Source organism: Pseudoalteromonas sp. US3C1004 (genome assembly GCF_048401065.1).
In the GTDB taxonomy this organism is placed as follows: domain Bacteria; phylum Pseudomonadota; class Gammaproteobacteria; order Enterobacterales; family Alteromonadaceae; genus Pseudoalteromonas; species Pseudoalteromonas undina.
This window is the reverse complement of the sequence record NZ_CP183074.1, coordinates 226,276-247,289: the sequence shown is the minus strand read 5'-3', so window position 1 is coordinate 247,289 and position 21,014 is coordinate 226,276. Positions and strand designations below refer to the sequence as shown.

General features: G+C 38.5%; 22 protein-coding genes. 16 read left to right on the top strand and 6 right to left on the bottom strand.

Going from position 1 to position 21,014, the window contains the following annotated elements; all coding sequences use genetic code 11:
* Positions 1-65: 65 nt before the first annotated feature.
* From ACNSN3_RS16495 to ACNSN3_RS16460, 8 genes are all read left to right on the top strand, one after another.
* Positions 66-248 (top strand): hypothetical protein, encoded by a 183-nt coding sequence (locus ACNSN3_RS16495; RefSeq protein ID WP_418609682.1) that lies wholly within the window; start codon positions 66-68, stop codon positions 246-248.
* Positions 249-251: 3 nt separating this feature from the next.
* Positions 252-1,016: a ChaN family lipoprotein gene (locus tag ACNSN3_RS16490; protein WP_028834225.1), complete on the top strand. Its 765-nt coding sequence runs from the start codon at positions 252-254 to the stop codon at positions 1,014-1,016.
* A 2-nt stretch (positions 1,017-1,018) separates the two neighbouring features.
* A complete protein-coding gene (locus tag ACNSN3_RS16485) occupies positions 1,019-1,603 on the top strand; it encodes a hypothetical protein (protein ID WP_418609680.1) in 585 nt (194 codons plus the stop codon).
* 102 nt (positions 1,604-1,705) lie between these two features.
* Positions 1,706-1,972 (top strand): hypothetical protein, encoded by a 267-nt coding sequence (locus ACNSN3_RS16480; protein ID WP_054201377.1) that lies wholly within the window; start codon positions 1,706-1,708, stop codon positions 1,970-1,972.
* Positions 1,973-2,032: 60 nt separating this feature from the next.
* Positions 2,033-2,818, top strand: a complete 786-nt coding sequence (locus tag ACNSN3_RS16475; RefSeq protein ID WP_418609678.1) for a hypothetical protein — start codon at positions 2,033-2,035, stop codon at positions 2,816-2,818.
* A gap of 306 nt (positions 2,819-3,124) precedes the next feature.
* A complete protein-coding gene (locus tag ACNSN3_RS16470) occupies positions 3,125-3,508 on the top strand; it encodes a DUF6795 domain-containing protein (RefSeq protein WP_418609676.1) in 384 nt (127 codons plus the stop codon).
* A 37-nt stretch (positions 3,509-3,545) separates the two neighbouring features.
* The gene (locus ACNSN3_RS16465) at positions 3,546-4,043 is read left to right on the top strand and encodes a DUF6795 domain-containing protein (protein ID WP_306295544.1); all 498 of its coding nucleotides are present in this window, start codon (positions 3,546-3,548) and stop codon (positions 4,041-4,043) included.
* Positions 4,044-4,070: 27 nt separating this feature from the next.
* Positions 4,071-5,237: a lipase family protein gene (locus ACNSN3_RS16460; protein ID WP_054201374.1), complete on the top strand. Its 1,167-nt coding sequence runs from the start codon at positions 4,071-4,073 to the stop codon at positions 5,235-5,237.
* A gap of 13 nt (positions 5,238-5,250) precedes the next feature.
* On the opposite strand, the gene soxR is transcribed toward ACNSN3_RS16460, so the two are convergent.
* On the bottom strand, positions 5,251-5,709 hold the full coding sequence (gene soxR, locus ACNSN3_RS16455; RefSeq protein WP_055011513.1) for a redox-sensitive transcriptional activator SoxR: 459 nt from the start codon (positions 5,707-5,709) through the stop codon (positions 5,251-5,253).
* 98 nt (positions 5,710-5,807) lie between these two features.
* Between soxR and ACNSN3_RS16450 the strand changes: the two genes are divergently transcribed.
* The 3 genes from ACNSN3_RS16450 to ACNSN3_RS16440 are packed head-to-tail and all read left to right on the top strand — an operon-like array spanning position 5,808 to position 7,468.
* Positions 5,808-6,272 carry a flavodoxin family protein gene (locus ACNSN3_RS16450; RefSeq protein ID WP_138594325.1) on the top strand — a complete coding sequence of 155 codons (465 nt, stop codon included), beginning with the start codon at positions 5,808-5,810 and terminating at the stop codon, positions 6,270-6,272.
* A gap of 51 nt (positions 6,273-6,323) precedes the next feature.
* On the top strand, positions 6,324-6,848 hold the full coding sequence (locus ACNSN3_RS16445) for a DsrE family protein (RefSeq protein ID WP_418609673.1): 525 nt from the start codon (positions 6,324-6,326) through the stop codon (positions 6,846-6,848).
* A gap of 2 nt (positions 6,849-6,850) precedes the next feature.
* A complete protein-coding gene (locus ACNSN3_RS16440; protein ID WP_075170020.1) occupies positions 6,851-7,468 on the top strand; it encodes a GDSL-type esterase/lipase family protein in 618 nt (205 codons plus the stop codon).
* Between the two features lie 35 nt (positions 7,469-7,503).
* On the opposite strand, the gene ACNSN3_RS16435 is transcribed toward ACNSN3_RS16440, so the two are convergent.
* A complete protein-coding gene (locus ACNSN3_RS16435) occupies positions 7,504-9,753 on the bottom strand; it encodes a TonB-dependent receptor (RefSeq protein WP_418609671.1) in 2,250 nt (749 codons plus the stop codon).
* 280 nt (positions 9,754-10,033) lie between these two features.
* Here ACNSN3_RS16435 and ACNSN3_RS16430 point away from each other — a divergent pair, with 280 nt between their 5' ends.
* From ACNSN3_RS16430 to ACNSN3_RS16415, 4 genes are all read left to right on the top strand, one after another.
* The gene (locus tag ACNSN3_RS16430; protein WP_138594317.1) at positions 10,034-11,041 is read left to right on the top strand and encodes a LacI family DNA-binding transcriptional regulator; all 1,008 of its coding nucleotides are present in this window, start codon (positions 10,034-10,036) and stop codon (positions 11,039-11,041) included.
* 170 nt (positions 11,042-11,211) lie between these two features.
* A complete protein-coding gene (locus ACNSN3_RS16425) occupies positions 11,212-12,450 on the top strand; it encodes an MFS transporter (RefSeq protein WP_138594315.1) in 1,239 nt (412 codons plus the stop codon).
* A gap of 15 nt (positions 12,451-12,465) precedes the next feature.
* A complete protein-coding gene (gene treF, locus ACNSN3_RS16420; RefSeq protein WP_418609668.1) occupies positions 12,466-13,968 on the top strand; it encodes an alpha,alpha-trehalase TreF in 1,503 nt (500 codons plus the stop codon).
* Positions 13,969-14,079: 111 nt separating this feature from the next.
* Positions 14,080-14,769, top strand: coding sequence for a response regulator transcription factor (locus tag ACNSN3_RS16415; RefSeq protein ID WP_418609667.1), 690 nt, complete (start codon positions 14,080-14,082; stop codon positions 14,767-14,769).
* A gap of 32 nt (positions 14,770-14,801) precedes the next feature.
* On the opposite strand, the gene ACNSN3_RS16410 is transcribed toward ACNSN3_RS16415, so the two are convergent.
* The 4 genes from ACNSN3_RS16410 to ACNSN3_RS16395 are packed head-to-tail and all read right to left on the bottom strand — an operon-like array spanning position 14,802 to position 17,927.
* Positions 14,802-15,575 carry a CsgG/HfaB family protein gene (locus tag ACNSN3_RS16410; RefSeq protein ID WP_138569882.1) on the bottom strand — a complete coding sequence of 258 codons (774 nt, stop codon included), beginning with the start codon at positions 15,573-15,575 and terminating at the stop codon, positions 14,802-14,804.
* A complete protein-coding gene (locus tag ACNSN3_RS16405) occupies positions 15,575-15,997 on the bottom strand; it encodes a curli assembly protein CsgF (RefSeq protein WP_010389317.1) in 423 nt (140 codons plus the stop codon). Before ACNSN3_RS16405 ends, ACNSN3_RS16410 begins: the two co-directional genes overlap by 1 nt.
* On the bottom strand, positions 15,991-16,383 hold the full coding sequence (locus tag ACNSN3_RS16400; protein WP_010389316.1) for a curli production assembly/transport protein CsgE: 393 nt from the start codon (positions 16,381-16,383) through the stop codon (positions 15,991-15,993). Before ACNSN3_RS16400 ends, ACNSN3_RS16405 begins: the two co-directional genes overlap by 7 nt.
* Positions 16,384-16,424: 41 nt before the next feature.
* Positions 16,425-17,927 carry a curlin gene (locus ACNSN3_RS16395; protein WP_010389315.1) on the bottom strand — a complete coding sequence of 501 codons (1,503 nt, stop codon included), beginning with the start codon at positions 17,925-17,927 and terminating at the stop codon, positions 16,425-16,427.
* Positions 17,928-18,499: 572 nt separating this feature from the next.
* On the opposite strand from ACNSN3_RS16395, the gene ACNSN3_RS16390 reads away from it, so the two are divergent.
* On the top strand, positions 18,500-21,004 hold the full coding sequence (locus ACNSN3_RS16390; protein WP_418609664.1) for a S8 family serine peptidase: 2,505 nt from the start codon (positions 18,500-18,502) through the stop codon (positions 21,002-21,004).
* The last annotated feature ends 10 nt before the right edge of the window (positions 21,005-21,014 follow it).

Below are 21,014 nucleotides of genomic sequence, written 5' to 3'. Positions count from 1 at the left end.
TGCTTACTTAATTGAAATATAAAGGAACATAGAGAAATTGTGGTGACGAGTATGTTAGCCGCGCAATGCCATTATGGCGTGGAGTAAAGGAATGTTATTCAAAAAGTGAAGAATGTAACTTCACTGCAAAAGCGCTTTTATTTGCAATGAGTTATGAATATGCAGTTGTTCCTTACAGCTCTGAGAATAATGACGCTATTGAATTTTATAAATGGTGTTTTGAAAATTTAAATAAAGATCAAGGATAGGTAATGAATAAAATAAACACGGATGTAAATTACAGAACAATGGCGGGCAATGCGCGTTTAGTTATGTTAGGCGAATCAAGCCACAATCCCGCAATCTACAAATATGAAGCTATAAAAGCACTTAGGCAACTTAAAACAGCTGGCTTTACCCATTTTGCAATTGAAATGTTACCTCGTTCTATGCAAGAAAAAATAGAGTTTTATCAACGAACAGGTAAAGGGTTTAATGTAATTCAGCAATATTTTAATGATAATTGGGCTTGGGGTTATTTAGTTCCTAAAGCATATGGCGAGCTGGTTAAAGCCGCTCGGGAAGTAGGCTTAAAAATAATTGCACTTGATTTGACTTTGGATGAGATGGAGGTTATTGATAAATCGTGTGATTATGATAATTCATTAGCAGGTAATTGTTTTAATAGTCACACCATTAGAAATATGGTTTGGGCTCAAAATATAAGTAATATTTTAAATCAAACTAATCAAAATCGCGTTGTTGCTTTTATGCATCGTTGGCATGCTGTTAGATCAACTAAATATCAAGAAGGTCTTGATACACTTGTGAAAATGGAAGGCACGCTAAAACTTAGATTTATTGACTTCATTGGTGGTACTGCTTGTTACTCACAAAGAAGTTGTGAGGGTTATTCTGATGAAAAGGGTAATCTTAAAAAGCAATATTTTTCACGAGAAGGTTTTCCATTTCAAACTGCAGTAAAATCTTATCAAGTACACCTGCCTGAAAATACCTCGATAGTAAAAGGTATATAGTAGTGAAAAAGTTAATTTATACTTTTTTTGTACTTATATTATGTCCCGGCTCATTTGCTGGAACTTTATTTCCAAAGCATGATATTAATGATCCTAAGTTATCCAAAAACACAGTGATACTTCAATGCCAAAAAAGCCTGATGTATGCGCCTAGACAGCTTGAAAAATGGTGCGAAAAAGCATACGAAATGGGATATTGGCAGGCGCTAGAAGTTATAGGTTTACATACAAGTGATGGAAGCCGTTATATCACGGAGGCTCAATTACATGCTGAAAATGGTGATCCTGATGGAATCTTAGCATTGGCTTTTGCATATGAGTCTGGGCGTTTTGTTACTAAAAATCTAAATAAATCAATTGCTTTATATAGTCAATACTTAAATGAAAACCAAGGTATTGAAGAAGAGAAAATGAGAGTAATCAGAACCCATGAAGCTCTATATTTGATATATACAAAGTTAGGTGATTTTGAAAACGCAGCTAAACAGAAACGCTTTTTAGATGAAAGTAATTATAAAGAAAATAAAGAAGCTATATTAAAAAAACAAATGCGAGAAGCAGGAATATTTATTGACTCAGAACAATAAAATGCAATTTTAGTAAAATTGATACTTTGATATTCGCATGACAGATTTAATTGAAATAAAAAGGAGCTATAAACGCCGAAGTTAAGGCGCTATAGAATTATTATGGAACAACAACACCAACACACACTAACCAACCTTGTATACGATATTTACGAGGATCCAACCAAAATTGAAGAGCATCAAGAGCTTATTCAGCCATTACTGAGCGATTTAGTTGCAACTGCGCCTGCGGGTTTTGAAGGCATGGCGACGATGATCAATACTCACATATCAAACGGGTTTAAGTTTAAAAACCCTAAAATACAAAAATTTGAGCTTGAGTCGGGCTTATTAAAGCTTAAAACCTACCTGCAAAAAATAAACCTTTAATTAGTTTCGTAATTGCCAATACTCTCGGCGCAGTGTGTTGGCTGTAATCAAGGATGATAAATGACTCTTATAAACACCTGCATTTTAATGCTGTTTTTACAGCCATTATTTGTTTATTTAGCACTTTTTAAACAGTCAAAATACAGTGTTAAGCCCAAAAGCTCGTTAGATAATGAAGATTCAATGTTTTTATTTATCGCCCCTGGCCTATCGGTTTTTTATCTTGATAAGTTTTGGGTCGCGCTGCTTTATTTAGGTAGTGTGTGCTTATTGGGTGTATTGCTAGCTAAAATTGTAGAAAGCAAAGCAAACAAGCGATTGACCAGAGACGATTCAATAGGCTTTATGGTCGCCAGTTTTATCTTTTTTGGAATGATAAAGTTAATTATTGTTGCAGCTGCGTATTTTTTTACCGATGACGCTTCAAGCGCGATAACAGAAGATTTAAGCCCAGCTAAAGAGCCCTCATTGACGATTAGCCAAATGTTTAGTGTGGATTATTTGTATAGCCAGTTTAAACCTACGGTTTATTTTTTAGCATTAATGGTCGTGACCTTAGTGCTCAAAATTATTGAGTACAAGTTCTCTTTGAAGGAGGCGCTTTCAGGTATCCTTATTATGCTAAGTGCTATATTAGTAGGCATTTCCCCACTATTTGGCGAAGCTTATATATTAGGCTTAATTGCTAATTTTTTTATCTTTTTTATAGTGTGCTCTACATGTATTGAAATAGACAAAATAGGGGATGCATCGGGTGGCGCTATTGCTATTTTATATGGCTATATATTAATGATGGGACTTGGGTTTAGCATTATATGTAAGCTGGTTTATGAATTGTTTTTTTAGGGAATGATTTATTGCTTGTTTTTTGCTCTAAATGCTTGCAGTGCGCTTTGTACCCAATTAGAATAAATTTTAGTTGAAATGGGCAATTTCATTAACGCTGATAGTTAAGAGTCTAAAACGTCATTAAATAGCAATACGACACGTGTATTTTGAGTTTAATAGTTGGGAGCTTGTATATTTTGTTATCACGTTTTAAAGCTCACATTTTGGTAATTATATCTATTGCTATTATTTTTACTACAACACAGGCTTATGCAGATATATTTGGTTATTTTTAATAAGCAGGATTTTGTTTTATCGGCTCCGATGAAGGGGCAATTATTAGATAAAGGGCAGCCTGTTGCAAATGCTAAGGTTGTACGTGCGCTTACTTATGGTGATGAATATAAAGATGAAGCAATAACCGATGATAATGGTTTTTTTACCTTCACAGAAAAATATATAAAAACGAGTAAGCCTGCAAACATGTTTGATAATGAATCACTGGTTCAACATGTTTATTTAGAAAATGGTACGCCTGAGGGCGTTGTTCTTTGGTACATAACCGTGTCTATGCACGATGGGAGTGATCCCCTAAAAAGCTTACTCGCTGACTTAGAGTGTGATATTGCCAAAGACCCACAAACATACGACATATCTATAGAAGAAGCGCCAGAGCACTTCTTTACGGTATATGGTGCATGCATTTGATTTATTGGAGATTATATTTTTGATGGAGCGGTTTAAGTTGCCATTACTCATTGTAGTTGTGGCTATTCTAATTTTATTTACTACAACACAGGTTTTTGCAAATATGTTTGGTTTTTTTAGTAAGGAAGATTTTGTGTTATCAGCTCCAGTTGAAGGGCGTTTGCTTTTTGACGAGCAACCTGTTGCTGGTAAAAAGGTATTTCGTAGACTAAATTATGGCGATGAATATATTGATGAAGTAACAACAAGTAGTGATGGTCGTTTCTCTTTCCCTAAAAAAGTTATCAAAACATCAAAGCCATCAAATATGTTCGACAACGAATCTGTTATACAACACATATACACATTAGATGAGAATGCAAAGGAAGTTACTATTTGGGCTGTTAGGCTATTTCCTTATGAGCATAAAGATACGCTAACCAAATACTTAAGTAATTTGGTTTGTGATATCGCAAATGAGCCAGAAACATTTGATATAGCTGCTAAAGATAATAAGCAGCATACATTTGCAGTTTTTACCACCTGCAAGCTCTAACGTTTAAAACCAATAAAAGGATTTAAAATGAATACGTTAACACCTACTCAGGCAGTCCAATTAGCTTCACTTGCTTATGATGCTAAAGAATTAAAAAATACAAAACTATTAAATGGGCTATTGCATGCATCCTTGCGAGATCAGTTTGATTTTTCTATCAATAATAGATCCATACAAGGTGTGTCAGGCGGGTTTTTCTCTCATTTATTTGGTTTAAGTACTGGGTTTGGCCTTGTTGCGCACGGTAAAAATTCATTTCAAGGTGATTCAGTAATCACTATTCGTGGTACGGCCTCACTTAGAGATGGCCTAACAGATGCACATTTTGGGTTAAGCGGTGGCTCTAACGGAAGTATGGTACATGCTGGATTTAATAAAACCTTTTATAGTATGAAACCTGCACTACAAGAGTTCGTTGCTGCAAATATAAGAGATAAAATGACCGGCTGTGTGCACATTGTTGGTCATAGTTTAGGTGGTGCATTGGCTACGCTTTCAGCCGATTGGATAAAAGCAGAGTATTCGTTGCCGGTTAAATTATATACGTTCGGCTCGCCAAGAGTGGGGCTTGATAACTTTTCACGCGCTGCTACCTCACGTATAGATAAAATATACCGTTGTACACACGGTGCTGATCCGGTTACAAAAGTGCCTTTGTGGCCATTTTCACATGCGCCCTACAATGGCCAAGAAATTCGTCTTGATAATGGTCAGGGCCTTAAAGGCGCAGCACACAAGTTAAGTGGTACGCCAGGCTATGTTAATACTGCAAACAGTAATGATTGGGGTAATTTAACTGTAAAAGCAAACCACTTTTTAAGCACGCCGGTACGTTTGAAGTTTGAAGACAGAAATCAAGCTTCATTTAGTTCGCATTGGGCAGATAAACTTGGCGCTGCGTTAGTTACCTTATTAAAAGATTCGGGCTACTACAGTGCTGTTGCGGCGCAAGCAGCCATAGGTACAGGTTTAACTTTTTACGATATGCTCGCGCGAACGCTTGATAAAATAGCCAAAGCGTCAGCTTCATTTGCAACACAAACCTTAGGTTTACTCGGGCACATGTTAGTGTTTGCTGGCAAAGTTATTAGTAAAGCCGTAGAGCTGACTTACAGTTTTATTAAATCGGTATTTGATTCAACTCTAGGGGCATTATATCGCGCTGCCCGAGAAGGCTTAAATGGTCTAGATTAAGGTTTTATAAGCCTTAATCTCGCTCTAACAAAATGGCACCACTTTGGGTTTCACCTAAGTGGTCGTCTTTGTTATAAATAGGGCACTTACTCATTGATAAACACCCACAGCCAATACACCCATCTACCCGTTCGCGTAAACGTTGCATATAAGCAATACGCTCATCAAGTTTCTCTTGCCATTGCTTTGAAAGTGCAGACCAATCTTTTTGGGTCGGCGTGCGTTGCTCTGGTAACGTTGCTAGAGTTTGTTTAATTTCTTCGAGCGTGATCCCCATCGCTTGTGCTGCTTTTATAACAGCGACTCGCCTTAGTACATCAGGTTTAAAGCGTCGTTGGTTGCCACTGTTTCGCCAGCTGCGTATTAGCCCTTTATTTTCGTAAAAGTGCAGTGTAGATACCTTAACGCCACTGCGTTTAGCGACAAACCCAACCGTTAAGTTGGCTTCAGTAAGCTTTTTTTGTACCGCCATCACTTTAATTCCTTTTAAAAATTAAATTATTTCTTATTGACCTGAACTTAACTTGAGGTTTTAAGCTTTGCTCCATCATAAGAAAAGGAGCTAACCCAATGCAAGAAAAATCAGCACACAATATCGCAATCATATATTCAAGTGGACGTAAAAATGGCAATACTACCGCGCAAGTTAATGCCTATAGTAAGCAACAAAGCGGCATTGTTTTTTGCTTAGATGATTATGTTATTTCACCTTATCGCTACGATAAGCAGTATCACAATGATGATTTTTATAATTTGTTTGAAGTGTTACTTCGTTACGAACATTGGGTAATTGCGTCACCTATTTATTGGTATAACACCACGCCACAAATGAAAGCATTTATAGATAGAATTACTGATTACATGGATGATGAGGCGTTAAAACCGAAGCTTAGAACTTTACGTCAAAAACAGTTTTCACTGTTGTCTAATGCTGCATCTCCCTCTGCGCCAGACGCATTTATCGATATGTTTAAACATACATTCAATTATTTAGGGATGACGTTTATAGCGCACTCACATGTTCAGGCTAGTTAATTGCTTTAAATAGCGTTAGGGTAGGCTAAGCCAACAATAAAATGGAAACTTATGAAAACATCACTTTTAGGTCTTAGCCTTCTTTTAACTAGCTTTAGTAGTTTGGCAGCAGAGCCTGCGCCTGTTATTAAAGACTTTGGTTATTTTTATAATGTGCCCGAGCATAAATCTGATTTGAGCCAAGCGCAGTTTAAAATTGCCTTTGATGTTGGTAACGGCGCTGAAAAAGGCGCGCAAAATAATCATATTAATTCGTTAGCGCGCTTTATCAATATGCATGTGGCTCACGGCGTAAAACCAGAAAACATCCAGCTGGCGCTAGTGGTACACGGTGGAGCCAGTGTTGATGTACTTCAAAACAGCGTTTATAAAGCACGGTTTGAAGAAGATAACAAAACCGAATCTTTAATTAAACAGCTGCTTGCGAATAACACGCAGGTATATATATGCGGGCAGTCGGCAATGCATATGAAAGTGGAGGCTGATCAACTAATACCTGGAGTGCAAATGGCGCTTTCAGCGATGACCGCGCATGCGCAGTTACAGCAACAAGGCTATACGTTGAATCCGTTTTAAACATGAATATTCTTTGTTTTGGCGACTCCAATACCTTTGGTACATCACCCGTTGATGGAAAGCGGCTGCCTGCGCATGAACGCTGGCCGGGCATATTAGCAGAGCTGTTGGGTACAGGGCACCTCGTTATTGAAGCTGGGCAGCCTAATCGTACCTTAGTGAATAACCCGCCATTTAGCGGCGATAAATCAGGCGTAAAGTATTTAAAACCTTACCTGGAAGTGCACACCGTTGATGTTGTTATTATTGCGCTTGGCACCAATGATTTAAAAGCCCGTTTTGCACTGTCTGCTATCGATATTAGCAAAGCGCTTGAGGAGTTGATTTTAGCCATTAAAGCCTTTTATCATTGTAAAACAATACCAAAGATTATCATTATAAGCCCGCCCAAGGTTCATGAAGTGGGAAGTTATAAAAGTATTTACGCAGGTGCAGGTATAAAAGCTGAACAATTATCTATTGAATTTAAAGCCGTCGCCTATCGTCACACGTGTGTGTTTTTAGATTGTTATCCGCTGATACAATCTTGCAATAAAGAGGGCATACATTTACCTGTTAGTGAGCATAGAGAGCTTGCTAATAGGTTGACACCTATAATAAAAAAAGCCGCAGTATATTAAACACAGCGACTTTAATTTATTGCTTAGGGAGTGTATTAAAATTCGTAACTAACGCTTAAGCGTGTTGTACGCGGCATAATGTAACGGCCATTGGGCGCGTCGGCATTACGTGGGTCGCCTTCAGTGATACCTTGCTCGTCGGTTAGGTTATCTATGGCTAATTGCAGTTTAATGCCTTCCATTGGTTCAATAATTAAACCTAAGTCTACTTTTTCGTAGCCATCAAGTGTCACGGTGTTTTCGTTATTACCAAAGCGGTCATCCACTGCTGACAAGGTACCATATAAAGTGGCATACATGCCGTCTACTTCAAAGTCATAGCTTGGTGTTACACGTACCTGCCATTTAGGTTGGCGCTGTGCGTCGTTACCTTTATTTTCAGGGCTTTCAGTGATTTCGGTTTGTTGTAATGTGGTATTTAAATTAACAGAAAAGCCAGATTCATGATTAAAATTGTAATCAAGTTCAACACCATACGCTTCGTTGGTTAAAATTTCAGCCGGTACACCCGGGCGACTTACAAAGGTATCGCCTTTTACTTCGTTGACAAAAAAGGTGGCGTAGAAGTCGGTAGAGTCTGAAATAAGCTTGTAACCTAGTTCGCCCTGCGTTACTTCTTTAATTAGTTTTTCACCCCCTTGGTATGCGCCAAAGTTATCTCTAAAGTCATCAAAATATGGCATTTTATAACCGCGGTTAACACGTGCAAACACGCCCATGTCGTCATTAATTGAATAGTTTAGACCGGTTGTCCATGAGGTTTTACTTTCATCGTAATCAACGGCTTTAGTGATAATACCGTCAAGGTCTTCATCAACACTGTATTGCACGTCATGGTTTTCTTTACGTACACCTAAATCAAGCGTAAATGCATCTGCAAATTTGTATTGGCCTGTAAAGTAAAAAGCATTGGTGCGTGCATCGCCTGTTGAGCTAATATCGTAATTAAAACCACACCCGTCAGTGCTTTGGTTACATTCAATGCCATTTAATGACTCACCACCGGCTTCCAGCACGTGATACGCCGTATTGCCTAAGCTCCACCAATCGCTCGCAGATGTGCTTGCGGTGTAATAACCAAAAGTGGCCGATAAATCGCCAAATTGCTTTGAAAAGGCTAAGTCGTTAGTAAACGAGCTTATTTCTTTTAATACTACCCAGCGACCCAGTTGCTGAATCGCGGTGTCACTAGCATATTCGGTGTTAGTCACTGCACCGAATGCCGTTTGACCATTGTCAGCCACTTCACCAATTGTCGTTGCTGAACCATTAGGTACTAGGCCAAATGTATTGGCATCGCCTTTAGTAATATTAAAACGATCTATAAATTGCCAGCCATTATCAAATTCTAGTTTAATGCTACCGCCGGATACATGGCCATCCCATCCTCGGCCATCACCTAGGTCAATATCGTGTGCTTGCGCATCTGGGCCGGTAAAAATCGTCGCTTGACGGTTAAGTGTGCCTAATTGAGTATACTGGGCGTCAATACCGTCAACGTTTAACGGGGTGGGTAAGTACCAAGCACCGTGATCGTCTGTTTGACGGGTATAAAAGTTAAGCTCGCCATTGTCTAACTCTTTAGTGATGTTAATTGTAAATTGGCTTCCTTTTTCTGAGGTAAACCCTGCATCACGGATCCCCGGTGAGCTTTTAACATAGCCGCCCACCATATAATATAGATCGTCGGTGATTTCACCACTTAGCACAGCATCAACCCGTTGTAAGTCGTAATCTGAAGTGGTGTATTTAAATAAGCCTTGAGTATCTTCACTGCCACGCTTTAACCTAAAGTTGGTTGTTAAACCAGGCTGACCATTGGATAGCACAGGGTTAGGACCACCACGCAGTGCTTCCATCGTTTCAATCGTTTCATCGATTCTAAATAACGATGAGTTTTCTAAAAATGAAAGAGTAGGCGCAGGGTAAACTGGCGAGCCTTCAATACTGAGTGTTAAAAATGGCGCATCACCACCTCCTGGAAAACCACGTACAAATACGTTGGCACCAGACTCACCACCAGAGCTTTCTACCCACACACCGGGAACAGCTTTAAATAAGTCAGCAGTACTTTTTGGTGATAATTTTATAATTTGTGATGAATCAATATTTGTTACTGCGTAGCTGGCATCAATTTTTCTGATCCCAACACCTGCGGGGGTACCAGAAACGACAATTCGCTCAACTTTTTTTTCTTTTGCTTGTTCTGCTGCAACAGCAGCGTGTGTGCTTAGGGCTAAAGTAATTGCACAGGCTAGCATGCTTTTTGCTTTATTGAATTTCATGTGTGAGATCCCGTTTTTAGTGTGTTAAACAGTGTGTATTACAGCGAGATTGATTAGATTTTAATGTAAACAAGCTGTATAAATAGAAACTCTAGAGATAAATGCAAACGTTTGCAATATTTATTTGTAAATTATTTATTAATATGGGCTGTTGTTTTATTGAGCGTAATTACACAAGAGCGTAACTTTTAAGTTAATGGGCAAGCCAGTAAAAAATAATAATGCTATATTGTCAGTAAGTTAGATATAGCATCAGCCGAAGTGGAGCGTTTAGGGTTTTATGAATAATAAAAAAATTAAATTAGCTGATTTAGCAAAGCTTGCAGGGGTATCTACCTCAACGGTTTCGCGCGCGCTGAATAATAACCCGCTTATAAAACAAGAAACCCGCGACAAGCTTCAGCAGCTTGCAAAAAAACATAATTTTAGCCTTAACACGGCAGCTAGCCGTTTACGTACGCAAAAAACCAATGTTGTTGCCGTCATTATTAATCTTGATGAGCAAACCGAGCAGTCAATCAGCGATCCATTTTTACTCAAGGTAGTGAGCGAAATTAACCTTGCGCTTAATCAGCAGGGTTTAGAGTTGTTGTTATCTAACTCTATTATGGCGCAAGATGACTGGGCTAATTACTTTATTAATGGCCGCCGAGCAGACGGTATTATTGTTGTGGGGCAAGGAAAAAGCCAAACTAATATAGAAGCGGCTGCCGATGCGGGTATTCCTTTAGTTGTATGGGGGGATCCAAAAACACAAAGCAATTATCCTATTGTCGGCAGCGATAACTACTTAGGAGGAATGCAAGCGACCGCTCATTTAATAGAACACGGTGCTAAAAGTATTTTATTTTTAGGCGATCCTGAGCATGGTGAAATTAGTGAAAGGCATCGTGGTTACGCTGCTGCACTTTCTACTCATAAACTTGAGCAGCATGTTATATCCATTGATATTACCAGTCGCTCAGCGTATCAAGCAATTAATCAGTTATTACGTGAAAAAGGTTTATATTTTGACGCGATAATGGCCTGTAGTGACATGGTTGCACTGGGGGCGATGAAAGCGCTGAAAGAGCGCTATGTAAGTATTCCCAACGATGTGGCACTGGTTGGATTTGATGACATTGCCATGGCTGATATTAGCCATCCCTCTCTTTCTACGATTAAACAAAACACCCAATTTGCTGCGACTTTGTTAGTTAAAAAGTTAATACAGCAGTTTTCAGGTGAAAAAGCCGAATCACAAGTTATTGATATAGAATTAATTACTCGCCAGTCAAGCAAACGTTAACTTAGTATGCATGTATATTAATTGTTAAATTTAAAATGCAAACGATTGCAATGGTATTTGTTCTACACTAAACTCTGGACTCACTGGCTAACACACACGGTAATTTACCCCTATTGGTAATTTGCTTTTTATAAAAGTTATGGCGTATGTAGCTATAAACGAGGCAAGCAATGAGTAAAATAAAAATCACACTGGCAATTGCTGCAAGCTATTTTATTTTCGCAATACTATTAAATAGCGTAGGCACTGTTATTTTGCAGGCTATAAACACACTAGGAGTAAGCAAAACAGAAGCGTCGGTTTTAGAGGGGTTTAAAGACTTATCAATTGCAATAATGTCATTTGTTGTTGCTTCATTTATACCACGTTTAGGCTACAAGCTTGCAATGCTGCTAGCACTGATAGTTGTCGCTATAGCGTGTTTGAGTACGGCTGTAATAAGTGACTTTTACATGTTTAAAGTGTTATTTGCTGCTGTGGGTTGTGGTTTTGCGGTCGTTAAGGTGTCGGTTTATTCAATTATTGGCCAAGTGACTGAGGATGCAAATAGTCACTCATCATTACTAAACACGATAGAAGGCATTTTTATGGTGGGTGTATTAAGTGGCTATTGGGTATTCACCGCATTTATAGACCCTGTTGATAGCAATGCGTGGTTGAATGTTTATTACCTATTAGCAGCGCTTACGCTTTTGGTGGTTGTTAGTGTTGTGATAGCACCAATAAAGCCTGCTATCAAAGGTCAAAGAAGCAACTCGGGTTGGAATGACTTTATTGCTATGCTCAAACTTACCTATCAACCGTTAGTGCTGATTTTTATTATTAGTGCATTTTTGTATGTGTTAATCGAGCAAGGGGTAGGGACTTGGTTGCCTACATTTAATAATCAAGTTTTGCAATTACCAGTAGCTATTAGTATACAACTAGCGAGTATTTTTGCCGCAGCTCTTGCTTTAGGGCGCTTAGTGGCGGGCCAAGTATTAAAGCATATTCATTGGTTTGTAGTACTTAGCTGTTGTTTAGTTGCTATGGCTGCGTTGATCATTATTACCTTACCACTAACGGAAAACTTACCTAAAAGCGAGGTGAATAGTTTATTTGATGCGCCTCTGGCGGCGTTTGTTTTGCCATTAATTGGCTTTTTTATGGCGCCCATTTATCCGGTACTCAACTCAGTCATGCTCAGTGCGCTTCAAAAGCATCAACATGCTGCAATGACTGGGTTAATCGTTGTGTTTTCAGCACTTGGTGGCACCACAGGGTCGGTGATAACCGGGTATGTATTTGAGCACTTTAGTGGCCAGCATGCTTTTTATCTTTCACTTGTGCCCATTAGTTTAATTTTTATTAGCGTGATTATCTTTAAAAAACGCACCCATGCCATTTCACAACACGCAGTCAATAGTTAATAGATTAGGACAGTTATGAGTTTTTTTAATAGCCAATTATTTAAAGATGTACAAACACAGCACATATTTAGCGACTGTAAAACGTTTGCAGATGCAACTGCGCGTGTTGATTGGCAAAGTGCCTGTATACAGTATGAGCAAATAGCACCCCTTGATAAAGCTCAATTAAGAGACTTTGTTGATGCGCATTTTATAACAACGCCTTTATTAACAATGAAAGCGGCTGCAAATACCACCAGTGTAAAAGGCTACATAAACTCACTGTGGAGCGGCCTTCGACGTGAAGCCGATACACCCAAAGCTAATTCTTTACTCGCTTTAAAGCACAGCTATATTGTACCTGGTGGACGTTTTCAAGAAATTTATTATTGGGATAGTTATTTTACTGCGCTGGGTTTAATTGATGCAGATAAAAGTGATGTAGTAGAAGACATGCTACAGAATTTTATAGATTTAATTAATGATTACGGCTGTATTCCCAATGGTAACCGCAGTTATTATTTATCGCGTTCACAACCGCCTATTTTAGCGCTGATGGTTGAGCTTTTATGGCAGCACACACACAGTAAAACACATAATTTAGCTTGGCTTAAATTGTGTGTTGAAGCTTTAATAAAAGAGCACGCATTTTGGATGCAAGGAGCAGGTACACTCGATGATGCGCAAACAAGTGTAAAACGCGTAGTAACAATGCCATGTGGTGGGGTATTAAATCGCTATTGGGATGATGAGGCGGCTCCTCGCGCAGAGTCATTAAGAGAAGACTTAGCGCTTGCATCAGGATTTAGTAATGATAAAAAACCTGAGTTTTATCGTAATATTCGTGCTGCGTGCGAATCTGGGTGGGACTTTAGCTCGCGCTGGTTAGCCGAGTCAAACTTACTAAGCTCAATTCAAACGACAGATATTGTACCTATAGATCTAAATTGCCTACTGTACAATTTAGAAAATCAGCTTAGTGAATGTTTTAAATTGCTTGGCAATGAGCAACAATCACAAACGTACAGCAACTATGCTGTAAAAAGAAAGTCGCTTATTAATCAATATCTTTGGAGCAATGAGAAGCGTTTTTTTGTTGATTATAATCATAAGCTATCTAAGCCGTCTGCTATTTTAAGTGCAGCGGCAAGTACCGCGCTTTTTGTTAATTTAGCCTCGCAACAGCAAGCTGAACTGGTTGCAAACGTATTGAGCGAGCAGTTTTTAAAAGCAGGCGGCATTGTAACCACTGTTGTTGATACTCCACAGCAATGGGACAGCCCGAATGGCTGGGCTCCATTACAATGGTTTGCGGTAAAAGGCTTGCGTAATTATGGTATTGAACAATTAGCTACACGCATAATGAAAAACTGGCTAACAATGGTAGAACAAGATTTTATTGAAAATAAATGCTTGCTCGAAAAATATAATGTATGCACACCGCAAAAAAAAGCCAGCGGGGGGGAATATCAAGTACAACAAGGATTTGGTTGGACTAACGGTGTAACATTGCGCTTTTATATGCTCACTAAAAGTTAATTTGCCTTAACTGCTTTATAGGGATTCACTCTGCTAATCTTATACCAAAAGAGCATTGTATTTTGTGGCTGATTTAGGTAATGTGACATAAGTGTTTCAGGGATGAAATTTATGTTAAATAAGAAATTTGCTTTTATTAAAACAACGTTTAAATCTTCTGCTTATGCAGCTAGCTATACTACGGTTTTAAGTACTTTAAATGCATTATTTAAAGAGATTAAAATGGATGATGCGCTTCCTAAAGCTGGGCAACGTGACAATGTTGAGTTGTTCCTCATCGATGGTGCTGATAAAGATTGGCACTCATTAATTCCTGCCGAATTAATCTGTTTAGCTAAGCAACATAAGGTGATTTTATTTAACGTTGAGCCAAATGCTGTATGTGAGAAAAATTTATTATTAAACCACTTCAATGGTGTTTTTTATAGCTCAGATGCTGCGGAGGATATTTTTAAGGGGCTTGTAAGAATAACCGATGGAGAACTATGGTTTACTCGTAAAGTGATTTCAGGTGCATTCAAAGATATATTAAATGCAGCTTCATCTAACAATTTATTGCACGATGACATAGTACTTAGTAAATCGGATTACGAAAACTTAACCAAACGCGAAAAATCGGTAATTCAATTAATAGCGCAGGGTGCGAGTAACGATAAAATAGCGAACAAACTCAATATTAGTGATCACACAGTGAAAACCCACCTTTATAGTGCGTTTAAAAAGACTCAATCGCGTAACCGTATAGAGCTTGCAAATTGGGCACAGCGCTATATTTCGGTATTACTTCCATTAGATAATTAAATGAAAAGGCTATATGTATAGCCTTTTATTTTTTAAGCTTGTTTTTTAGCCCAAAGTCCTCGATCTATGCCTTTAGTAATTAAATCAGTAAGCGCTTTTTCTATGGCTTGTGTCACGCAAATACTCATAGGTTCGTTATCACTAAATCCAGCCTCGGCTTCGGCTAAACGTTTGTAACTAACATATCTAAAGAAGCCTGCTCGCATTTCTTGGCTCAATACTTTTTTGCTGGTCGCTACTGATAATAGTACTTGGCCAGTTCTTACATCGACTGCGCGCAAATAAATTGAGATTGCATCTTCACGATATAGCTCAGAGGCACCAATACCAAAGTATTCCATCCCTAATCCGCCAGTTTTTACATTGGTATCGTAGCTAATAATGCCACCTTCTAAAATAATCTTAGCGGTGGTTAATGGCGGTAGCTCGCCCTGATTAGGGTTAGTCGCTTGTGCCGCTCTAATAATTTTTCGCTCAGTCAAAATATTTTGCAAACCCTCACGTTCAACCGGCGTAAACCAGTCAGACTCATGTAATGCTTGCACTAGAATAGAGTTTGCACCTTGAGTGACGGCCGTTGAAAACGAGCTAACATTAGTCTGTGGTTTATATTGACCGGTTTGATCGCGAAATGAATAAACCGAAACTGGAATGCTACCCGCAGGTTTAGGTAAGCTTTTTAAATCAGAAAAAACATCTGTTGGCTCTAACGTTACCGCACTTTGTTTTGACGGAGGAATTAAATTACCCATAGTAGAGCAACCACTAAGAGAAAGAGCGATTGTTATTATAATTACTTTATACATTATCCAAACCTCGGAACTTCAATGATCACCACAGAGTCATCAATTATGTTTGTTATTTTTACAGTGATTGTGTCGGTTGTGCTGGTGATGACTTCTATTTGATAATCACCACTCATAAATATAGAGTCTTGGTTAAAAATACTGTCTTCAATATTTTCGCCAAAGGCCATATCTGTTATTTCTCTAACCATACGGTTTAAGTATGTTCGCTCTAATGAGTCTTGAAATTGCTCAGCGTATCCTTTTTCGACAACCGGTGCTCTATGTTTATTTTGTGCTTGTGCCTTACTAAGTAACATATTGGCATTGAGTGGATTACCGCCAAAGCTCGGGTTAATAGGGGTATAAATAATTTCAGTAGCGGAGACTGAAAAGCTTAAAGTTGTTATTATTGTTAATGCTATTTTTTTCATTTTTACCATCCATTTAATGCCATATCAGGAGAGGAGACTTTCATATTGGAACGCGCCATGGCGTCTATAACTGTGTAAACAGCTTGTTCTACACGTTCATCAAGTGGCTCTAGTCTTCGCCCTAAGTATGTTGCATAAACAACTTGATTATTCATTATTAAGGTTAATTTCGTACCTGCTTTTGGAATGACGGTTTCTTTAATCTCTATATTAAAGCCAGCGGTAGAGGGGAGATCTCGCCAGTAATTAGAAAATTCGTAATAAAACTGATGACCAAAGCGACTAATACTACGATCGAGCAATAAACCATCTATCTCTAGGTCATCAGCAGCCGTTACCACTGGTGAACAAAAGAGTAAAACGGCAAGTAAGTAGGTGTGTTTTGTTTTTATCATAAAGAAAAAAAGGGAGAGTCAATCTCCCTCTCATTTATCAATTACATTTGTGTAATTGTTGTTGTATTGCCATCACCCAATTGAGTAACAGAAACAGTGCTATTAAAACCAATAACAGCGCCTTCAACAATATTATCATTACCAGTTTGAGTAACATTAAATGCTACATTTTCACCACCGAGTAAAAATGCTGAATCATCAGTTCCAATAACCCAGTTTCCAATACCTTCTTGTGAAATATCAACGCTATGACCATTTCCTTCAACCATCATATCCACAAGGTTGATGTCGCCATTTTGGGCAATATCAATTTGGTTTGAGTTACTATCTAAGATACCAGCAAGAGTTACGATTGCTTCGTTTTGATTACCAGTTTGGTTAATATCGATATCATTATTGTTAGACGTTAATGCCATATTCGGGTAAGAAGACTGAACTAAAATTGCATTCTCATCACCGGCTTGAGTTAGATTAACGTCATTGTCTGAGCCATTAAAGTTAGCTAAATGCGCTGAATTTAAATTTCCCATTTGATTAATATCAAATTCGTTATTTGAGCCTAATACACCCATGTATGCTTCGTTAGATGCACCATTTTGGTTTGCTTTTAACTCATTATTGTCACCAATAAGTTCTGCAGTAACCATGTTCTCAGTATCAACTTGGGTAATTTCAACTTCATTACCTTGGCCTTCGAACAAAGCCGAATCGGCTACGTTATCAGTACCTTCTTGGTCAATATCAATGCTGTTTTCACTGCCGACTACATCAGTGAAGGCAACCGCATTTGTATTGCCTTCTTGCTCAACGAGAATTTCATTAACATCACCTGAAATATTATTAAAAGTGACCGCATTTCTGTCACCTTCTTGCACAACATCAATTTCGTTATCATTGCCTTGTAGCGAAGTAACTTTAAATGTGTTCCAGAAGCCTGCTTGGCTAAGGTATATTAAATTATCATCACCGGTTAGCATTGATACTTCGGCTTCACTCCATTCACCGCTTTGAAAAGCAGTAATTTCATTGGCATTGCCTTGCATGTCCATGTTGTAAAACCAATGTCCACCAGAGCCTTGCTCTACTTCAACGTAGTTATCATCGCCAGTTACAATATTAATAGCTTCGTTGTTAACTAAAAAGCCTTGACCGTTTTGGCTAACGTAAACATTATTATTATTACCTGTAACCTCTGTTAATGCGCCATTTGCAGTACCATCTTGAAAATAGGCTTGATCGTTATTGTCGCCAACGGTCGTTACTTTAGTGTAATTGCCAAACTGTAATTGGGTGACTTCATTTGTATTGTTTTCACCAACGGTTTCTACAATCATGGTGTTACTGTCACCGTCTTGCATGAGCACCGCAGTATTATTGTTAAGGACTTGCTCTAAAGTAATTGAGTTTGAATCACTTTGAATTGAAACTTGTGCGCTTAAAGGTGAGGTCGATACATTTTTATCTGCCGTGTTGGCGTGAACAGCAAAGCTTGATCCCATTGCTATTGCAATAGCACAGCTAAGAATTGACTTATTTAGTCTCATTATTATTCTCCTTGAAATACAAAATTAAACACCTTGATTATTTATTGAGTTTTAATAAGGTGTTTGTCGTTACAGCATGCCGTGCTGTGATAATGTGTGATTAACTTTTTTATTCTTAAACGTAAGGTGCGTTTTAATTATGAAAGTAGAAACCGGCTTTTTGTACTTAATAAGTAAATTTACCGTTACCTAATTCATAACTGCTCAATCACTGTATTCTTCAATGAACTTATTTTGAATCATCTTTTTTAATGGTATTTAAAGTACTTTATTTTCAATGTCTTGAAGTGTTATTTTGGGGTTGAATTAAATTTACAGTAAAATCTAGTAAAAAATAATGGGTTAATGGCATGTTAAAGTTTATGGGTTTTGCTCATTAAAATGGATGTTTTTTATGTTTTTATCGCTATATTTCTAGTTAAAAATGATGGTTTTGTACCTTGTTTTGCTTTTTTTACTTGAGTTAGTCGTTATTTAGCCGTTTTCTTAAAGCTTGCCACGTGATTTCTTAAATTCTTAGACGTAAATTTTCTACTTAGTACAGCTAAGTTAACTTAATTACGGATAGAACAATGAAAACAAAATTATCTATTATTACACTTGCACTATTACCTTGTTTAGCTGCGGCTAAATTGCCTGATGTTAGCAGTACAACTCAAAAAGTAACTGCGAGCAGTGACTCGATTATTGTTAAATATAAAAAGAATGCTTCGCCGGAGATGCGTAAGCAAGCTCGTTCGTTAGTTAAAGCAAAAATATCAGATTTAAACAGCGATGAAGTTGATGATAACTTCACTTCGTTATTTTCTGGTCGCCTTGCTAAATTTAAAATATCTGGAATGAGTGCTAAAGAAGCTATTGAGCGCTTAAAATCTCATCAAGCTATTGAGTATGTTGAGCCTGACTATCGTGTGAGCATTGCAGCAACACCAAACGATCCTCGCTTTGAAGATTTATGGGGCTTAAATAATGAAGGCCAAACTGGTGGCACTGCTGATGCTGATATTGATGCACCAGAAGCATGGTCAATTTCAACTGGTAGCCGTGATGTTGTTGTAGGTGTTATTGATACCGGTGTAGATTATAGTCATCCTGATTTAGCTGCGAATGTGTGGGTAAATAGCGGTGAAATTGCTGGCGATGGTATCGATAATGATGGTAACGGTTATGTTGATGACGTGCACGGTATTAACGCGATTACCGATGCTGGCGACCCAATGGATGACGAAGGCCACGGTACACATGTATCAGGTACAATTGGTGCCAGTGGTAACAATGGTGTGGGAATTGTAGGTGTAAACCATGATGTATCTATTGCAGGTTGTAAGTTTTTAGCTGCAGATGGTACAGGTTCTACATCTGGCGCTATTAAATGTATTGACTACATGGTAGGCCTTAAAAACTCAGGTGTTAACCTTCGTGTATTAAACAATAGCTGGGGCGGTGGTGGTTATAGCCAAGCACTTGCTGATGCGATTACTGCCAGTGAAGAAGCTGATATTTTATTTGTAGCTGCTGCTGGTAATGATGCGGTAGACAACGATGTAAACCCTCATTACCCATCTAATTATGAAAATGATAATGTATTATCTATTGCAAGCACAGATAGTCGCGACAATATGTCTGGTTTTTCACAATGGGGTTTAACCAGTGTTGATATGGGCGCGCCAGGTAGTGCGATTTTATCAACCATTCCTGGTGGCGGCTATGCAAGTTACTCTGGTACATCAATGGCAACGCCACATGTAGCCGGTGCTGCTGCACTTGTACTGTCAGTTAATCCTGATTTAACAACACTAGAGCTTAAAGAATTACTTATGTCTAGTGGTGATGCTAATGCGGCATTAAATGGTAAAACGGTTGCAGGTACACGCCTAAATATAAACCAAGCACTGATAGATGCTGATCCAACTCCTGGGTTTAAATTATCTGTATCGCCTGTTTCTCAGCAAGCAACTGTAGGTGATACAGTCACTTATACCTTTACGATTGGTTCAATTGCACAATGGGATGGCGATGTTTCACTGGCTTTGGCTGCTGATCTTGCTGATGCATCACTAAGCGCAACTACTGCTCGTCCAGGTGATGAAGTTGTACTTACAGTGGCAACTAATAGCGAAACTCAGTGGGGGAATTATGACTTTACTGTAACCGCGACAACAGACGAGCAAGTTAAAGAGCAAACAGTAAGCTTAATGTTGCAACCTGCTGGTTTGAATGACTTTACTTACACTAGTGATGAAAGTGTTGCGATTCCAGATAATTCTCCGGAAGGTGCAAGCTCTGTCATAACAGTGGCCGATGATTTAACTATTTTTGGTACCACTGCTGATGTAGACATTTCGCATACTTGGTCAGGTGATTTAGTACTTACACTTATTTCAGCGCAAGGTAATGAAGTGACACTGCAAAGCAATGAGGGCGGTAGTCAAGATGATATTGTTAAAGCATTTACTTCAAGTGCATTTAACGGGGAAGTTGCAACAGGTGATTGGACACTTCATGTTGAAGATACTGCAGGCTCAGATACCGGCACAATAAATGGTTGGTCACTTAAATTTAGTGCTATTGGTGAAGTAAGCCCACAACCTCCTCGCGCTGGTTTTGATGTTGATACGCAAGGCCTTACAGCCACATTTGTAGATACAAGTCGTGATGCAAATGATGATATTTCACAGTGGAGCTGGGACTTTGGTGACGGTGCAACTTCAACTGATGCAAACCCTGTTCATGCCTACGCTGAATCAGGTAGTTATGAAGTTGAACTAACTGTAACAGATAGTGAAAACAACTCAGATACATTCACACAAACAGTTGTTGTAAGTGATGTTGAAATTGAGTTGAGTCTAAAACGCGCTAATAAGTCACGCCTTGATACAATGCGTGTAGAGTTAAACTGGGAAGAAGTGGGTGCTGAGTCACTTAGCTTATACCGAAATGGTGAACTAGTAGGCACCGTATCAGACAATGGTCGTTACCGTGACTACGTTCGTAACGCAACATTACCTGCATACGACTATCAGTTATGTGTTTCTGAAAACGTATGCTCGAATATTATTACGGTTTCATTTAATTAAACAGAACATA

Excerpts from the sequence above, each read along its gene's own strand:
- ACNSN3_RS16440 (WP_075170020.1), top strand. The coding sequence starts at position 6,851 with ATGAATATTCTTTGTTTTGGCGACTCCAATACCTTTGGTACATCACCC.
- ACNSN3_RS16410 (WP_138569882.1), bottom strand. The coding sequence starts at position 15,575 with ATGTATAAAGTAATTATAATAACAATCGCTCTTTCTCTTAGTGGTTGC.
- ACNSN3_RS16415 (WP_418609667.1), top strand. The coding sequence starts at position 14,080 with ATGTTAAATAAGAAATTTGCTTTTATTAAAACAACGTTTAAATCTTCT.
- ACNSN3_RS16390 (WP_418609664.1), top strand. The coding sequence starts at position 18,500 with ATGAAAACAAAATTATCTATTATTACACTTGCACTATTACCTTGTTTA.
- ACNSN3_RS16480 (WP_054201377.1), top strand. The coding sequence starts at position 1,706 with ATGGAACAACAACACCAACACACACTAACCAACCTTGTATACGATATT.
- ACNSN3_RS16405 (WP_010389317.1), bottom strand. The coding sequence starts at position 15,997 with ATGGTAAAAATGAAAAAAATAGCATTAACAATAATAACAACTTTAAGC.
- ACNSN3_RS16445 (WP_418609673.1), top strand. The coding sequence starts at position 6,324 with ATGAAAACATCACTTTTAGGTCTTAGCCTTCTTTTAACTAGCTTTAGT.
- soxR (WP_055011513.1), bottom strand. The coding sequence starts at position 5,709 with ATGGCGGTACAAAAAAAGCTTACTGAAGCCAACTTAACGGTTGGGTTT.
- ACNSN3_RS16495 (WP_418609682.1), top strand. The coding sequence starts at position 66 with ATGCCATTATGGCGTGGAGTAAAGGAATGTTATTCAAAAAGTGAAGAA.
- ACNSN3_RS16450 (WP_138594325.1), top strand. The coding sequence starts at position 5,808 with ATGCAAGAAAAATCAGCACACAATATCGCAATCATATATTCAAGTGGA.
- ACNSN3_RS16435 (WP_418609671.1), bottom strand. The coding sequence starts at position 9,753 with ATGAAATTCAATAAAGCAAAAAGCATGCTAGCCTGTGCAATTACTTTA.
- treF (WP_418609668.1), top strand. The coding sequence starts at position 12,466 with ATGAGTTTTTTTAATAGCCAATTATTTAAAGATGTACAAACACAGCAC.
- ACNSN3_RS16400 (WP_010389316.1), bottom strand. The coding sequence starts at position 16,383 with ATGATAAAAACAAAACACACCTACTTACTTGCCGTTTTACTCTTTTGT.
- ACNSN3_RS16490 (WP_028834225.1), top strand. The coding sequence starts at position 252 with ATGAATAAAATAAACACGGATGTAAATTACAGAACAATGGCGGGCAAT.
- ACNSN3_RS16425 (WP_138594315.1), top strand. The coding sequence starts at position 11,212 with ATGAGTAAAATAAAAATCACACTGGCAATTGCTGCAAGCTATTTTATT.
- ACNSN3_RS16475 (WP_418609678.1), top strand. The coding sequence starts at position 2,033 with ATGACTCTTATAAACACCTGCATTTTAATGCTGTTTTTACAGCCATTA.
- ACNSN3_RS16460 (WP_054201374.1), top strand. The coding sequence starts at position 4,071 with ATGAATACGTTAACACCTACTCAGGCAGTCCAATTAGCTTCACTTGCT.
- ACNSN3_RS16470 (WP_418609676.1), top strand. The coding sequence starts at position 3,125 with ATGAAGGGGCAATTATTAGATAAAGGGCAGCCTGTTGCAAATGCTAAG.
- ACNSN3_RS16395 (WP_010389315.1), bottom strand. The coding sequence starts at position 17,927 with ATGAGACTAAATAAGTCAATTCTTAGCTGTGCTATTGCAATAGCAATG.
- ACNSN3_RS16430 (WP_138594317.1), top strand. The coding sequence starts at position 10,034 with ATGAATAATAAAAAAATTAAATTAGCTGATTTAGCAAAGCTTGCAGGG.